A 15,313-nucleotide genomic window follows, 5' to 3' on the forward strand; every position below is an offset into this window, starting at 1 on the left:
ACATTGTCAGCAGGCGCAGGACAGCTTCGAGGCCAGCGCTTTGATGTCGGTGTTCATCTTCGGCACCGGATAGCGCGCCTGCACCGCAGGGCAGGCTTCGAGCGCTGCGATTGCATGTGCCGGCAGGCCCCGGGCGCGCGCGCCGGCGAGAATGAAGTCGAGATAGTCGCGGCTTGCCGGCTGTTGCGGCCCCATCTCGGTCTTGCGGTGGAACAGCGCGTCGAGCGCCTGGCCGTGCTCATCGATCACTTCGACCGGGTAGTGGAAGTACGATCCGCCGCCGTCGAGCTTGACGCCCTGCCAAGCATCGAAGCGGTCGAGTTCGGTGGCGGAGAGCTCATAGAGCACGCCCCACACCTCCGCGCCGGGCTCATCAACCAGGGTTTCGAGGCCGCTGTCCCAGATCTCCGAGTGGCCGTGGAAGCCGAGCCGGTAGTCGGGCAGCCGGGCGATCGCGCGGACCTTCGGTTGGCACAGTCGCACCATGATGTGCTCGGGGTTCAGCGTCGCCCCATAGGCAAACAGCAGCGTGGTCGGACGGCGGGCGGGCTTCGCGCGCGGCGCGGTCGGGAGCGGCGTGGTGATCGTCGGGGTCATGTCGCCTCAGCCTGTTGTTTCGGGGTGATGGTGGCGGCGACGCCGAGGCCTGGCAGCTCCATGATCTCGGCATCCATGTTGAGCGCGCGCATGGCACGGGAGAACCAGCGCGGAATGTGGTCGCAGACGAGATCGAGCTGACGGAATGGCGTGCCGGTGAGGAACGGGATCAGAATGTCCCAGGAATTCAGCCCGGGATCGTCCTGCAATAGCCGCACCAGATCGAGCCGGAAGTGACCGCTGTCGTCATCACCGACCAGCACCGGCTTGATGTCGTCGAGATCATTGCCTGCGCCGTCCTGGTGATGGCGCCGTCGGCGCGAGCGCCGCTCGGCTCTGGCGGCCTTCACACTCTGCTGCGCGCGCTCGTTCTCTTTGCGGGCGATTGTCTCGAGCTGGGTGAACAGCGGGCCGTGCGACTGCCAGGTCTGCACGCCCAGCTCCTGCAGCAGCGAGTTGACGACGCCGCGCACGCTCCTGGAGAGAAACAGCCGGCAGTCTTCCAGCTCGGGGACCATGGCGGCGAGCGATGCGTGGATCTCGGCCAGCCCATCGTCCGGCCTTACCACGAAGCGGATCGTCTTGCGGACCTTCCAGACTTCTCCCTGCTGCTCGAACAGCAGGATCACGCCCTTGTCCGAGACCTTGGCGACTTCGCCCTCGGCGTTGACGTAAACTGCGATCTTCATTGGTTGTCTCGCGGCCGTCAGGAGAAAGAAGAGTCCGGCGACGGACATGGCAAACCGTCGCCGGACCAGATCATGACCGTGATCACCACACGTTCAGGATCCATTCGCGGTTCTTCTTGACCTCCATGTCGTTGAACAGCGTGTTGGCCATCTGTTCAGCGAGCCAGGTCGCGCCGGCGTAGCCGACGACGGGGTAACGATACAGGCCGGCGCGGTCATAGGTCGGGAAGCCGACCCGCAGCATCGGGATGTTGTAGTCGATCGCGACGAACCGCCCCTTGGAGTGGCCAAGGATCAGGTCGAGTTCGAGCCCGTTCTTGATGCGGTCTTCGAGTTCGAACAGGTCGGCGTTGGTGATGATCTCCATCGGATAGTCGACGTTGTCCTTGAGCGCCGCGATCCGCGGGTCGGTGGCGTAGCCGGCGTGCTCGTCGCCGAGCAGCAGCAGTACCGGCTTCATTTCCAGATCGAGGCAGTATTCGGCGAGGCCGAGCACCAGATCCGGATTGCCGTAGATCGCCACCTTCTTGTCGGCCAGGAACATGTGGGCGAGGTCGGTGATGGCGTCGAGCGCGATGCCACGTTCCTTGACCAGCGATTCCGGGATCGGCTTGCCGGTCATCTCCTTGACGTTGCGCAGGAAGGTGTCGGTGTTGCGGATCCCGATCGGAGTTGGGCCGATCACCGCCGGCACGTCCCAGCGGGTCTGCAGCCAGCTGGCGGCGAGGCCGCCTTCGTAGCGATTGAGCGCGATGGTGCCTTGCGCGTCCGCGGTCGCGGTCAGGTCCGCAATCGTGGTCGAGCCGTGCGACACCGCGCTCTTGTCCGGCATCAGCGGACTATCGAAGCTCTCGATCTCGAACAGCACGTTGGCCTCGACCTGCATCTCGGCCAAGAGATGCTTGAGCTCCTTAACGTCGCCCGGATTGACCCAGCCGGTGATCAAATTGATCTTCAGGCTCGGCTTGTCCTTCTTGGAGAAGTGCTTGACGAAGTCGCGCACCGCGACGTCGTAGCCCGTCACCATGCTGCCGACGAAGCTCGGGCAGTGGATCGGGATCAGATGGACCTCGCGGTCCGGATATTTCACATCGAGCAGCTCTTCCTGGAGCTTGGTGACGACGCCGTCGACGTCGTCGCCGATCACCTCGGTCGAGCAGGTGGTGATGATCGGCACCACCTTGACGTGGGGATAGCGCATCAGCAGCACGTCGACCGCTTCCTCGACGCGGTCGAGCGCGCCGAACACCGCGCCGTCCTCGTGCACCGACGAGGAGGCGATTTCAAAGCTCTCCTTCAGGTGCTGCGAGATCAGCAGGCGGACGAACATCACGCAGCCCTGGCCGCCGTGCACGATGCCGATGCAGTCCTTGATGCCGATCGAGGCGTATTGCGCGCCGGCCGGCTGGCAGGTGAAGATCGGATTGATGGTGCCGATCCGATCCTTCGGCTTGAATTGACAGTTCATGGCGGGATCCAATCAGTAGTGCTGGTCGGTGAGCTCTTCGTTGAGCGAGCCGGTGACGGTGAGATAGTCGACGCGGGCGTGCAGATCTTTCATCAGCGCCTTGATGTCGTCCTTAGACATCGTGGCGAGCCACGGACAGGTGGCCTGATAGGCGCGCTGCAGCGTCACCGAATCGACCCAGTAGCAGCGGTCTTCCGGCGTCTCCGGCGTGAACGGCTCGCCGGCGAGTAGCTTGGCGGCGATACCGAGGATGCCCTCGTTCTGCCGCTTGCGGTCCCACGCCCGCGAGTGGAACTGCCAGAGGCAGTTCTTCATGATCCAGTCGACCATCTGGTCGACACGGGCTTTGGTGACATCGTCGAGCGCCTCATAGGCCGCGAGTGAGGCGGCCGCTGCGGCGGCGTCTGCGGGGAACGGATGTTCCGAGGCGACTTTGTAGGTAATCTTGGTCATGGGGCTCTCGTCTCACTCGGCCGCTTCGGCTTTGACGATCGGGGTGAAGTAGGGCGCGTTCTTCTTGCGCAGGTCGGAGATGATGTCGTCCTTGCCGGTGTAGCGCCGCAGCGTCTCCGACTTGGCGATCTCCTCCGGCAGCTTGGCGTCAGACAGCATCCGCTGCGTGACGAAGCCGCGATCGGCCGGGATCTCGTCCTTGCTGATGTCGAGCCCGGAGAGCTGGTGCATCGGCGAGTAGATGCCGTTGTAGATGTCGCGGGCGAACCGCACCCAGCCTTCGAAGCCCTTGTACGGACCGTTGTGATAGGCGTGAGCGTTGAGGTAGGGGACGCGCACCTTCTTGGCGACTTCGCCGGGGCGCTTGCCGGTGAAGATGATGTCCGGCTGCAGCTTCTCCAGCTCCTCGAGGCCTTCGAGTTCGTTGGGATCGTCGATCGCCAGCGCATCCTCGCCGCAGCGCGCGATGCCCTTCTCCATGTCGCCCTGGTGGCCGAACTTGGTGTAAACCGAGACGACCTTGACGCCCATCTCCTCTTCGATGGCGTGCGCCCAGTGCCACAGCTTGGAGCCGCCGGGCCACAGGCAGACCTTCTTGCCCTTCAGCCGTTCCTTGTACCAATCGAGTTCCGGCTTCCAGCGTGCGGTCTCTTCGGCGATGATCGCTTCGGCGCGGTCTTCGATGCCGAAGAACATGCCGATCTTGCGCAGCGACTGCGACAGCGGCTCGAAGCCGAAACCGTCGATATCGAGCCGCGGAATGCCGTAGCGGACGCGCAGCTCGTTGCAGATGTATTCGGCGGAGCGGGCGCATTCGAGCACGTTGAGATGCGCGCGGTGCATCGCCCGCAGGCCGTCATAGGTGCCGTTGCCGGTGAAGGTCGACAACACCTGGATGCCCATGCGGGTGAAATAGTCGAGCATCACCTCCTGGTCGCCCTGGATGTTGTATTCGCCGACATAGTTGATGACGTAGTCCGAGGTGATCTCGGGCTCGACGGTGCCGACTTTGTCGTTGATCCAGGCGATGTTGATCTTGTGGTGGCCGCCGGACTGGCTCGGGCCCCCGAAGCCGGGCGAGTTGCAGGTGAAGATGTCGACGTCCGGCATCTCCTCCATCACCTCGGCGGCGACCGCGTTGATGTCGTCGCCGATCAGCGCGGTGGCGCAGGTCTGGTAGATCGTCATCCGCTTGATGTCAGGGCAGGCCTTGAACGCCTCGATGATGTTCTGCTTCAGCAGACCTTCTGCGCCGAACACGATGTGCTTTTCGCGGACGTCGGTGGCGAAGGTGTATTTGAGCTGGAAATTGTTGTTGTCGGAGATGTAGCGCTTGGTCTGCCAGGTGTCGTAGGTGCAGCCGACGGGGCCGTGACTCATGTGAATCACGTCCTTCATCGGCGTGCCGATCACATGCTTGGCGCCGCAATAGGCACAGCCGCGCTCGGAGATCGATCCCGGGATGGTGTTGAGATAGCCGAGCGGCAGTGCGGTCGCCAGATTGTCGCCCGCGCCCTTGGTGACGGCGTGCTTCTGACGTTCGGGGAGGCATTTCGAACAGTCGAACTCGTGATATGGCATCTTGTTGTCCTCGTGCGGGAAGTACGCCGTCAGGCGCGGGTGCGCAGGTCAGTCCATCAGGCCGTATTTCACGACCATCTTTTCGAGTTCATCCATCGTCAGCGGCTTCGGGATCACGAAGTCCTTGTTGTCGATGATGGCGGCGCCGAGCTGCTTGTATTCGAGCGCCTGATCGGCGGCGGGATCGAACTCGGTGACGGTCTTCTTGTTGAACTCGGCCTTCTGCACGATGTTGTCGCGCGGCACGAAGTGGATCATCTTGGTGCCGATCGCCGCGGTGAATTCCTCGAGGAACTCGCGCTCGCCGTCGACCTTACGGCTGTTGCAGATGATGCCGCCGAGACGCACGCCGCTCTGCTTGGCGTATTTGACGAGGCCCTTGCAGATGTTGTTGGCGGCGTAGATCGCCATCATCTCGCCCGAGGCGACGACGTAGACTTCTTGCGCCTTGCCGTCGCGGATCGGCATCGCGAAGCCGCCGCACACCACGTCGCCCAGCACGTCGAAGAAGATAAAGTCGAGATCGTCGGTGTAGGCCTTGTTGGCCTCCATCAGGTCGATCGCGGTGATGACGCCGCGGCCGGCGCAGCCGACGCCCGGCTCGGGACCGCCGGATTCGACGCAGCGGATGTCTTTGAAGCCGCTCTTCACGACGTTGTTCAGCGTCACCTTTTCGGCGCCGAGCGTGCGCAGCGTGTCCATCACGGTGTCCTGCGGCTTGCCGCCGAGGATCAGGCGGGTCGAGTCCGCCTTGGGGTCGCAACCGTGAATGAAGATGTTCTTGTCGTGATAGTAAGCGAGCGCCGCTGCCGTGTTCTGAGTGGTCGTCGATTTGCCGATGCCACCCTTGCCGTAGATCGCCACCTTGCGGGTCATGGTCCGAAGCTCCTGCGATGAATTGACGGGACGATGAGTGATCCATCGCCTCGCCATCCTTAAGAGCAACGGACGTGCCAACGCGTGCGCATTGCGCAGTGCTGAATCGGAATTACGCGAAGTGGCAAAAGCGCGTGAGACTCGAGAGAGAAGGATGTTAAGCGTTCGCATGTGTCGACGATGACGTGACGTCGCGGCGCGATGACGGATCGTGGCGAGCGCCATGGAATCGGGTACTTCGGCCGCGGCGGCGGCGAGTTGATGAGTGGACGAGAAGGGTCGATCTCTGGTCGCGTCGCGAGCTCGCAGCGAAAATGTTCTGGATGCGTAAATTCCGATGGAGGCGTGACGCAGGGGGTAACTTCCTGCTCCTTTGTGCCGGGCGCGGCAAAAGTTACGTCAGGCGTAGATTTCAGGGACAAGAGTTACCCGGCGGTCGATTGCGTGGGAGCCCTCCGCCAACGCAAAACGGCGGCTCGTGAGAGCCGCCGTTAGAGTCTTCAACGCATCGGGCGAGAGGCCATCAGTTCCTTGGTCGCAGCCCTGCGGTTCGGAACGTCTTGTAGGTCAGGCCGTGTCGGTCCATCCGCAGGCCGAGCATGCGCCGCGTCAGGCCGAGCGCGGTGGCGGCCTGGCCGACATTGCCGTTGGAGGCTTTCAGCGCCTCGACGATCATCTCGTATTCGACTGCGGTGACGCGGTCTTCCAGCGTGCCGCTGAAGCCGGTGCCGGTCTCGGTCGGCGTCTGCAGCGACGGCGGCAGGTCGTAGCCGTGGATCACGCCTTCCTCCGCCAGGATTACCGAGCGTTCGATTACATTCTCCAGCTCGCGCACGTTGCCGGGCCAGTGATAGCTCATCAGCATGTTGATCGCAGGCGTGGAGATCCGTTTGATCGGCTTGCCGATTTCGGCCGAATAGGTGGTGACGAAGTGGTCCGCGAGGGTGATCACGTCGGAGCCGCGGTCGCGCAGCGGCGGGATGATGATCGGAAATACGTTGAGGCGATAGAACAGGTCCTCGCGGAACGTGCCCTCAGCGACCATCTCGGCGAGGTTGCGGTTGGTCGCGGCGATGATGCGGACGTCGACCTTGACCGGCTTGGCGCCGCCGACCCGCTCGAACGTCCGTTCCTGCAGCACGCGCAGCAGCTTGGCCTGTGTTGGCAGGCTGAGTTCGCCGACCTCGTCGAGAAAGATCGTGCCGCCCGAGGCTTGTTCGAAATAGCCCTTGTGAGTCGCCACTGCGCTGGTGAAAGCGCCGCGCTCGTGGCCGAACAGTTCGCTTTCGGCGAGCGCCTCCGGCAGTGCCGCGCAGTTCGCCTTGATGAACGGGCCGTCGCAGACCGGGCTGTTGTAGTGCAGGGCGCTCGCCACCAGCTCCTTGCCGACGCCGCTTTCGCCAAGCAGCAGTACGGTGGCCTTGGTCGAGGCCACCTTGTGGACCATGGCGTAAACTTCCTGCATCGGCTTGGAATTGCCGATGATGTTGGCCGGGCGGAAGCGCTGCTTTAGCTCGCTTTTCAGTCGCCGGTTCTCGGTCTCGAGACGCACCTTGTCGACGTTCTCGATCAGATACAGCTCGACCGCCGGCGCGATCAGCGAGGCGACCATCGCCAGCAGCTCGGCGTCCTGCTTCAGCAGGCGCTGATTCATATAAACGCGCTCGGCGCAGATCGTGCCGACCACCTTCTGGGCGAGCACGATCGGCACGCAGAAGAACGCCAGTTTGTCCTGCTTGCGGCCCTTGTTGTGGGCGCGGGTGCGATCGAGGAAATCGGGGCTGTCGATCACGCGCGGGATGATGATCGGCTTGCCGGTCTCGACCACCTTACCGGTGATGCCTTCGCCTGGCGCATAGATGCCGCGGCCGCGCTCTTCCTCGGTCAGTCCGAAGCTGTCGTGGATGAAGATCGCGTCGGAGTGGCGGTCGTACAGCATCATCACGCCGCGCTGCATCCGCATCTGCTGGCGCATGCCGTCGAGAATGATCGACACCAGCGTCGCGAGGTCGGCGTTTTGCGTCAGCACCTGATTGATGCGAAACAGGATCTGCAGCACGTTCACCCGGCATTCGCCGGTGAAGCAGTGCGTGAATTCGTCGACGAAGCCTTCGGGTTCGTTGCCGAGGTCGAGCGTTGTCAGGGGCTTTGCACGCTCGGGCTGCACCGGATCGGCGGGGACGCGGCGTTGGTTTTGGGCCATCGGCATCGCTCACTCCACCGGCAGGATCGCCAGAGCGATCGTTTCGGAGCTGACGCCGCTGAGTTGCAGCAGCAACTCACCTGCGGCGAACTCGTAGCGCACCAGCTTGCGCACGCCCTCGCAATCGGTGGCGCCACTGAAGCCGCTGGGCTTCAGTGTGCGGTCCGCTTGCACGGCGTCGATCCACGCGGTCGCCGGCAGCGCCACCGTATAGGTGCCAGCCTTACCGACCTGCTTGATGCGGACGAAGCCGGCGAAACGCTCCGGCGCCGAACCGCGTTCGGGCGGCTTCGGCAGAGAAGCTTCGGCCGCCGGCTTCAAGGCCAGCACGATCGCGCGCGTCGGCAGCGCGTCTAATGTCTGACCGGACGTGAGTTGCGTTCTGTCGGGCGCGGTCAGGCTGGCGCGCTCCCGATCGATCGGCCATTTGAACGCCGCGCAGCCGCTCGGCTCCGCGGCGCCGGCCGTGATGGTGGAAATTCCGAGAAGGATCAAAATGATCGCGGCCTGCCGGGCGCGTGCGATCGACATCATGCAGGCTCCAACCTTCGACCCGCAGAAAATGCGGTCGAGTTGCAGATGGTTGGAACCCTCGTTCCTGACGACGGTGGGCGCTTACGGCGCGGCACCGTCATCAGGATAGCAAAAGCGGCGAGAGATGGAAGCGCGCTGCATCAAAAGCTGCGCGCCTCCGTGTCGCAACGGTCAGGCCGGCTGCGCGCCGGTCTTGATCAAGGTGCCGACATGCTGGCCGCGCAGCGCCGCGGTGAGCTTGCCGTGCTTAAGGCCGTTGACGACCTGCACCCGCTCGATGTGGCGCGCATTGGCCATTACGTCGAACAGCGCGCGGTCGAGCGGCAGGGTGCCGTCGTGCTTGGCGAGATCGGCATAGCTGGTCTCGGCGATCAGCTTGGCCTTGTCGCCGCCGGGCGCGTTCGGATCAGCGCTGTAAACGCCGTCCACATCCTCGACGATGGTCAGGCCAGCGGCGCCGAGCGCATCCGCCAGCAGGAAGGCGCCGACGTCGCAGCGATGCGGCGGCAGCCGCGCGCCGGGGAATTCGTGGTTGTGGTAGGGCGGAAAGGCGCTCGCCACCACCGCACGCGCCGCGCTGAGATGGATCGCAAGCTGGTTCGCCACCGTCGGCTTCTCGACGTAGGATACGCCTTCCGGCGCCAGCATGGTCGCAAGGATGTGGCCGTTCTGTCCGGCCTCGCTGGCTGCCAGCGGCGCGAGCGAACCGACCGGCAGGCCGAGATCGAGCGCGACGCTGTAGAGATGCCGGGCGCGGACGCCGGCGCCGGTCAGGATCAGCAGGCGATGCTCGGGCAGCAGCGCGCGCAGTTCGTCGACGATCGGCAGGATCGCCTCGGCGCCGCGGTCCATGATCGAGCGGCCGCCGATCTTCACGACCTGCAGCCAGGGCAGAATGCGGATCGGCTTCTTGCCGGCGACCGGTCGGGTGAGGTTGTTGTCGAGCAGCGTCTGACGCGCGAGCGGCGAGGCGACGTGCTTGATGTGGTTGGTATCAGCCATGGTCGATCCTCAGTTCGCGGTGATGATGGTGCCGACGTGCTCGCCGGCGAGCGCGCGCGTCAGGTTGCCTGGCACCAAGCCGTTGACGACCTGAACCTCGCGCACGTGGCGTGCGGACTTCAGCAGGTCGAGCACGGGGAATTCGAGGATCGAATCGTGCAGGCCCTTGGCCTTCATCTCGTCGACCGAGATCTTCGGAATGAAGGTGGCGTTCTTCGAGGTCTTCGGGTTCTCGGTGTAGAGGCCGTTCTCGTCCTTCACATAGATCATCGCCTTGCAGCCGAACTGCTCGGCCATCAGGTAACAGCCGGCGTCGGTGCGATACGGCGGGATCACGCCGTCGGCGGAGGGGCGCATCCACAGGCCGTAGGGTGGCATGCCCGAGAACACGACGGCATTTACTTCCTTGAGATACAGCGGCACCGCCGACAGCCCGGCATCGCCGACCGACGAGATGCCGTGCTTGGCGAGCAGTTGCCCGAGCATTTCGGCGTTCTGGCTGGCGACCGAAGCGCCGAGCTGTGACAGCACGCCGGCCGGCAGGTTCAGGCCCGCCGCGATCGAATACAGGTGCCGCGCGCGTGTGCCGGCGCCGGTGCCGATCAACAACTTGTGGTCCTTGCGCGCCGAGACGATCTCCTCGACCAGCGGATAGACCGCAGCACGGCCGCGGTCGATCACGCTTTGGCCGCCGATTTTGATCACGGTGGCGTCGGGCAGGATCCGATAATCCGCGGCAGCTTCGGTGGCGGCCAGAAGCTCGGGATCGGACATCGATCGCTGCATCAGCAGCGCTTCGAGCTCCGCAGGGGTGTGGGCCATGAAAGATTCCTTGTGCATAGGCAGGTCAACGCTGCCGGGGCGGCGTCAAAGAGGGATTCGCGCTGGCGTTTATGGGAGGCAGGGGCCTCGGCCGTCTGGCAGCAGGGCACCGCAAACCGAAACAGTTGCGGTAGCTGGTTCCGTAGTGGAACTCGCCAAATGTTGCGCTAACGGACCTGTCCGTCAATTAGAAATAGTAGCTATAAATGAGGAAAATCAAGGCGTTATGTGGCTATCGGTGACGACGCTGCCAGCTTTGCGAAGCGTCATTTGGCGTACAGATGGGCTGCGATCAGGGCTGAGCGACTGGACGTCCCGAAGAGCGGGCCGAACGTTCTGCAATACCGGCGCTCTCCGCAGCCGCAATCCCGCTGAAGTCGATCGCTTCGCCGCGCATCCGCGATAGCGTCGCCAGCGCCCGGTCCCGGTCGCCCTCGAGCAGTTCGCGATAGTGCGTCTCGGCCGCATTCGGGCGGCGCTGACGGATCGCCCTCAGCGTCGAGGCCATCAGGTCGGCACTCTGCCGGCGGATCTTGCGGGTCTGATAGTCGAGCGGTGATTTCCAGATCGTCGTCCACACCGTCTGGTTGGCGAGGTCGGCGAGGAGTTCGACCAGCAGCTCGTTGCCGGAGCCGCGCGCGATGGTGCGCACGGCGCGCGTCGTGGTGCGCGCGAAGCTGAGCGGATCGTCGATCTCGACACCTGCGTTCAGCTCATCGCAGCGCCGCGCCAAAGTATCAACGAAGCTCTCGATCGGCGAGGTCGCCATCGTTCGCACCGCCAACATCGACAGCGCGGTGCGGACGTTGAACAGATCGGCGACCGATTTCAGCGACAGCGGTTTGACGTAAGCGCCGCGGCGCGGATTGAGCTCGACCAGACGGCGCCGCTCGAGAATGCGGATCGCTTCGCGGATCGGGCCACGGCTGACGCCGAAGTCACGCGCGAGGTCGAGCTCGACCAGACGTTCGCCCGCCTTACGACGCCCGGACACGATGTCGGCGCCAAGCTCCTCAGCGATCTGATCCGGCAGCGTGCGCAGAGAAAACCGCCCCACCGGTGCGGCCTCATCGTCGCCAGCGGCCCTGCGATAGGTTGTCGCTGCCATGTTGTCTCCTCGGCTCCCCGCGGCGGTTCGCGTGCAGGTTCTCATTCGTAGCGTGACAGTCGATTGTTGACAATCGACAACCGGTGTCCTTTGATGGCCTCGCCGTCGCCGGACAGATACCGGCGCCAAGCTGGAACAAGCGACGGACCGCGTGTGCATGCAGCGGATCAAGGGAGGTAGTCGCGATGACGTTCGCGCAGATGCGAACCCGCACCCGCAATGTCGGGGCGAAGATGCGCGGACTATCCGCCGCGCCGCAGCATGTCTCCGAGTTCAAGCAAATCGCTTCGGCTATTGCTGTGGCTGCCAGCGGCTTTGTGAGCTGACGCGCGGTGATGTCGGCCAGTCAAACCATTGCGCTCGATCGTGCAGCCGTGCCTGGCAATGCCGGAGCGCCTCTGCTTTCGGTGCGCGATCTGTCGCTGTCGTTCGCGACCGCCGGCGGTTCGCTGCCGATCACGCGCAACGTCGGCTTCTCGATCGCGCCAGGCGAGCGCGTCGGCCTGGTCGGTGAGAGCGGCTGCGGCAAGACGGTGACCGGACTGTCGCTGCTGCGATTGCTGCCGGCGCACAACGCACAGGTACGCGGCGAGATCGTGTTCGACGGCGTCGATCTGTTGAAGCTGTCGCCGCGGCGAATGCGGGCGGTGCGCGGCCGCGATATCGCGATGATCTTCCAGGAGCCGATGAGCGCGCTCGATCCGGTGTTCACCGTCGGCGATCAGATCAGCGAAGCCTACCGGGTGCATTTTCCGGTGAGCCGTGCCGAGGGCCGCGATCGCGCCATCGAGGCGCTGCGCGAAGTCGGCATTCCGGCGCCGGAGCGGCGCTGCGACGAATATCCGCATCAGCTCTCCGGCGGCATGCGGCAGCGCGTGATGATCGCGATGGCGCTGATCTGCAAGCCGAAGCTTCTGATCGCCGATGAGCCGACCACCGCGCTCGATGTCACCGTGCAGGCGCAGATCACCGACCTGCTGCGGTCGCTGAGCGAGCGTACCGGCACCGCGCTGATTTTCATCACCCATGATCTCGGCGTCGTCGCCGAAACCTGCACGCGGATGATCACGATGTATGCCGGGGAAGTCGTCGAAGACGCGCCGGTCGACGACGTGCTGATGCGGCCACGCCATCCTTACACCTCGGGCTTGCTTCGTTCGCTGCCTGGGCTCAGCGCCCGCCGCGGCGTGCTCTCCTCGATTCCCGGCCGGGTGCCGTCGCCGAATGCGATGCCGGCCGGCTGCCGGTTTCGCGCGCGCTGCGCACATGCGGCGGCCGGCTGCGAGCGCGAGCAGGCGATGGTCGCGGTCGATGCCGGCCATGACGCCCGCTGCTGGCGGGCGACCGAACTGGCCTTGCCGGGAGCAGTGAATTGACCGAGCCCGTGTCCGCGTCTCCGAGCGATGTCATCGCGGTGCGCGATCTGCGCATCCTGTTTCCGACGCGCGACGGCCACGACACCGTCAAGGCGGTCGATGGCATGGATTTCGAGGTTCGGACCGGCGAGACCTTCGGCATTATCGGCGAGTCAGGATCGGGCAAGACCACGCTCGGCCGTGCTCTCGTGTCGTTGCTGAAGCCGACCGAGGGCCAGATCCTGCATCAGGGCGTCGACCCTGCCGTGCTCGGCGCCAGGGCGTTTCGGAAGCATCGCCGCGACTATCAGATCGTGTTTCAGGATCCCAACGCGGCGCTCAACCCGCGGATGACGATCATCGACAGCGTGATGGAGCCGCTGGAGATCGTCGGCGAGGGCGATGCGGCGTCACGCCGCCGCCGCGGCATCGCGGCGCTGGAGCGCGTCGGCCTGTCGCCGGAAGCTGCCGATCGCTATCCGCACCAGCTCTCCGGCGGACAGAAGCAGCGCGTCAACATCGCGCGGGTGCTGACGCTGCGCCCCAAGGTGATCGTCTGCGACGAGGTGGTGGCGGCGCTCGACGTTTCGATCCGCGGCGACGTGCTCAACCTGTTCGCTGACCTGCAGCGCGAGTTCGGCCTCACCTACGTGTTCATCACCCACGACATCTCGGTGGTGTCGCACATCTCGGACCGGATCGCCGTCACCTATCTGGGCAAGCTGATGGAGCTTGGCCCGGCCGAAGACGTGATCGAGCATCCGCTGCATCCCTATACGCGCGCGCTGCTGTCGGCCGAACCGATCCCGCTGCCGTCGCATCTGCGGGTCGATCGCCGCATCATTCTCGAAGGCGAGATCCCGAGTCCGGTGGCGCCGCCGTCCGGCTGCCGGTTTCGCACCCGCTGCCCGTCGGTGCAGCCGCGCTGCGCGGATGAGATGCCGGCCTGGCGCGAGGTGAGGCCGGGGCACCGTGTCGCTTGCCACTTCGCGACCGCCGACGGTCCGCCGCCTGATCAACGACAAGCACAAAACACAACAATCATGGGAGGACCAACATGCGCGTGATCGATTTCGGTGAACGCACGCTGCGCCGTCGCGAGGTTCTGGCGCTGCTCGGCGGCGCGGCTGCGGCCGGCGTGCTTGGACTGCCGGGGCAGGCGCTCGCCGCCAAGACCGGCGGCATCCTGAAGGTCGCTGCGCCCGCCAATCCGTCGTCGCTCGATCCGGCGACTGGCGGCGCCGGCTCCGATCACAGCATCCTGTGGACGATCTATGACACCCTGGTGGAGTGGGACTACGACACCCTGAAGCCGAAGCCGGGGCTGGCGAAGTGGTCGTATCCCGATCCGAAGGTCATGGTGCTGGACATCTCCGAAGGCATCAAATTCCACGACGGCACGCCGCTCGATGCCGAGGCGGTGAAGTTCAACCTCGATCGCAACCGCTCCGACCAGCGCTCCAACGTCAAGCCGGACCTGTCCAGCGTCGACAGCGTCGAGGTCACCGGCCCGCTGCAGGTCACGCTGAAGCTGAAGAATCCCGACACCGCGCTGCCGGCGATCCTGTCGGATCGCGCCGGCATGATGGTGTCACCGACCAACATCAAGGCGCTCGGCAACGACACCGATCGCAAGCCGGTCGGCGCCGGCCCGTGGAAGTTCGTGCGTTGGAACGACAATGAGATCGTTGTCGTCGCGCGCAACGAAAGCTATTGGCGCAAGGGCCGGCCGTTCCTTGACGGCATCGAGTTCAACATCATCCCGGAAAATGCCACGGCGCTGCGGTCGGTGGTCGCCGGCCAGAACGACATGGCGTTCCAGTTGCCGGCGCGGCTGAAGCCGGTGATCGAACGCGCCAAGGACCTCAAGCTGGTGTCGTCGCCGACGCTGTATTGCATTCAGGTGTATTTCAACTACGCCCGCGCGCCGCTCGACAACGTCAAGGTCCGGCAGGCAATCAACTATGCGCTGGATCGCGACACCTTCGTCAAGGCGGCGCTGAGCGGCCTCGGCGAGCCGGCGCGGATGACGCTGCCGAGCTCGCACTGGGCCTATGCCAAGGACGTTGCCGGCACCTATCCGTACGATCCGGAGAAGGCGAAGAAGCTGCTCGCCGAGGCCGGCTACAAGGACGGGCTGGAGATGACCATCGGCGGCTACACCGATCAGGACTCGGTACGGCGCGGTGAAGTGATTCAGGATCAGCTCGGCAAGGTCGGTATCAAGCTGAAGTTCACTCGCGGCACCATCGCCGAAATCAGCGCGCAATTCTTCGCCCAGGAGAAGAAGTTCGACATGCTGGTGTCGGCTTGGACCGGGCGTCCGGATCCGAGCATGACCTACGGGCTCGGCTTCGATAAGGGCGCGTACTACAACGCCGGCCGCACCGCCGATCCTGAGCTGTCGAAGCTGATTCAGGAAAGCCGCGCCAGCCAGGATCTCAACGAGCGCGCCGCCGTGTTCGCCAAGATCCAGCGCTTCACGGTGGAGCAGGCGCTGTCGGCGCCGCTGGCGTTCCAGTACGAACTCGACGCGCTATCGGCGAAGGTCAAGGACTTCCAGCCGAACCTGCTCGGCAAGCCGAAGTTCGAGAACATCTCGCTCGCCTGATCAAACGGCGCCGC

Annotated in this window: 15 protein-coding genes and 1 pseudogene; 5 read left to right on the forward strand and 11 right to left on the reverse strand. The window is 64.5% G+C overall.

Annotated features, from left to right (window positions below; all coding sequences use genetic code 11):
* Positions 1 to 6: 6 nt before the first annotated feature.
* The 11 genes from VRZ08_RS20265 to VRZ08_RS20315 form a co-directional block, all read right to left on the reverse strand.
* Positions 7 to 597, reverse strand: coding sequence for a gamma-glutamylcyclotransferase family protein (locus VRZ08_RS20265; protein WP_414533684.1), 591 nt, complete (start codon positions 595 to 597; stop codon positions 7 to 9).
* Positions 594 to 1,286 (reverse strand): Fe-only nitrogenase accessory protein AnfO, encoded by a 693-nt coding sequence (gene anfO / locus VRZ08_RS20270; protein WP_414533685.1) that lies wholly within the window; start codon positions 1,284 to 1,286, stop codon positions 594 to 596. The genes VRZ08_RS20265 and anfO overlap by 4 nt, the downstream gene beginning before the upstream one ends.
* An 82-nt stretch (positions 1,287 to 1,368) precedes the next feature.
* Entirely contained in the window at positions 1,369 to 2,754 is a 1,386-nt protein-coding gene (anfK, locus tag VRZ08_RS20275) for a Fe-only nitrogenase subunit beta (protein ID WP_414533686.1), read from the reverse strand.
* 12 nt (positions 2,755 to 2,766) lie between these two features.
* Entirely contained in the window at positions 2,767 to 3,207 is a 441-nt protein-coding gene (gene anfG / locus VRZ08_RS20280; RefSeq protein ID WP_414533687.1) for a Fe-only nitrogenase subunit delta, read from the reverse strand.
* A 12-nt stretch (positions 3,208 to 3,219) separates the two neighbouring features.
* The gene (anfD, locus tag VRZ08_RS20285; protein WP_414533688.1) at positions 3,220 to 4,788 is read right to left on the reverse strand and encodes a nitrogenase iron-iron protein, alpha chain; all 1,569 of its coding nucleotides are present in this window, start codon (positions 4,786 to 4,788) and stop codon (positions 3,220 to 3,222) included.
* A gap of 48 nt (positions 4,789 to 4,836) precedes the next feature.
* The gene (gene nifH, locus VRZ08_RS20290; protein ID WP_107343474.1) at positions 4,837 to 5,664 is read right to left on the reverse strand and encodes a nitrogenase iron protein; all 828 of its coding nucleotides are present in this window, start codon (positions 5,662 to 5,664) and stop codon (positions 4,837 to 4,839) included.
* 523 nt (positions 5,665 to 6,187) lie between these two features.
* Positions 6,188 to 7,873 carry a sigma-54 interaction domain-containing protein gene (locus VRZ08_RS20295; protein ID WP_414533689.1) on the reverse strand — a complete coding sequence of 562 codons (1,686 nt, stop codon included), beginning with the start codon at positions 7,871 to 7,873 and terminating at the stop codon, positions 6,188 to 6,190.
* A gap of 3 nt (positions 7,874 to 7,876) precedes the next feature.
* Positions 7,877 to 8,401 carry a hypothetical protein gene (locus VRZ08_RS20300; RefSeq protein WP_414533690.1) on the reverse strand — a complete coding sequence of 175 codons (525 nt, stop codon included), beginning with the start codon at positions 8,399 to 8,401 and terminating at the stop codon, positions 7,877 to 7,879.
* Between the two features lie 171 nt (positions 8,402 to 8,572).
* On the reverse strand, positions 8,573 to 9,403 hold the full coding sequence (locus tag VRZ08_RS20305; RefSeq protein WP_414533691.1) for a molybdenum storage protein subunit alpha: 831 nt from the start codon (positions 9,401 to 9,403) through the stop codon (positions 8,573 to 8,575).
* 9 nt (positions 9,404 to 9,412) lie between these two features.
* Positions 9,413 to 10,225 carry a uridine kinase gene (locus VRZ08_RS20310; protein ID WP_107346481.1) on the reverse strand — a complete coding sequence of 271 codons (813 nt, stop codon included), beginning with the start codon at positions 10,223 to 10,225 and terminating at the stop codon, positions 9,413 to 9,415.
* A gap of 292 nt (positions 10,226 to 10,517) precedes the next feature.
* On the reverse strand, positions 10,518 to 11,333 hold the full coding sequence (locus VRZ08_RS20315) for a GntR family transcriptional regulator (RefSeq protein ID WP_263991000.1): 816 nt from the start codon (positions 11,331 to 11,333) through the stop codon (positions 10,518 to 10,520).
* 185 nt (positions 11,334 to 11,518) lie between these two features.
* Here VRZ08_RS20315 and VRZ08_RS20320 point away from each other — a divergent pair, with 185 nt between their 5' ends.
* From VRZ08_RS20320 to VRZ08_RS20340, 5 genes and pseudogenes are all read left to right on the forward strand, one after another.
* On the forward strand, positions 11,519 to 11,659 hold the full coding sequence (locus VRZ08_RS20320) for a hypothetical protein (protein ID WP_159059322.1): 141 nt from the start codon (positions 11,519 to 11,521) through the stop codon (positions 11,657 to 11,659).
* A gap of 141 nt (positions 11,660 to 11,800) precedes the next feature.
* Positions 11,801 to 12,364: pseudogene (locus VRZ08_RS20325) on the forward strand (ABC transporter ATP-binding protein); the annotation flags it as partial.
* Between the two features lie 39 nt (positions 12,365 to 12,403).
* Positions 12,404 to 12,709, forward strand: a complete 306-nt coding sequence (locus tag VRZ08_RS20330) for an oligopeptide/dipeptide ABC transporter ATP-binding protein (protein ID WP_413776053.1) — start codon at positions 12,404 to 12,406, stop codon at positions 12,707 to 12,709.
* The gene (locus VRZ08_RS20335; protein ID WP_414533692.1) at positions 12,706 to 13,755 is read left to right on the forward strand and encodes an ABC transporter ATP-binding protein; all 1,050 of its coding nucleotides are present in this window, start codon (positions 12,706 to 12,708) and stop codon (positions 13,753 to 13,755) included. Before VRZ08_RS20330 ends, VRZ08_RS20335 begins: the two co-directional genes overlap by 4 nt.
* Positions 13,746 to 15,299: an ABC transporter substrate-binding protein gene (locus tag VRZ08_RS20340; protein WP_414533693.1), complete on the forward strand. Its 1,554-nt coding sequence runs from the start codon at positions 13,746 to 13,748 to the stop codon at positions 15,297 to 15,299. Before VRZ08_RS20335 ends, VRZ08_RS20340 begins: the two co-directional genes overlap by 10 nt.
* The last annotated feature ends 14 nt before the right edge of the window (positions 15,300 to 15,313 follow it).

It is taken from the genome of Rhodopseudomonas sp. G2_2311 (genome assembly GCF_047501505.1).
In the GTDB taxonomy this organism is placed as follows: domain Bacteria; phylum Pseudomonadota; class Alphaproteobacteria; order Rhizobiales; family Xanthobacteraceae; genus Rhodopseudomonas; species Rhodopseudomonas palustris_H.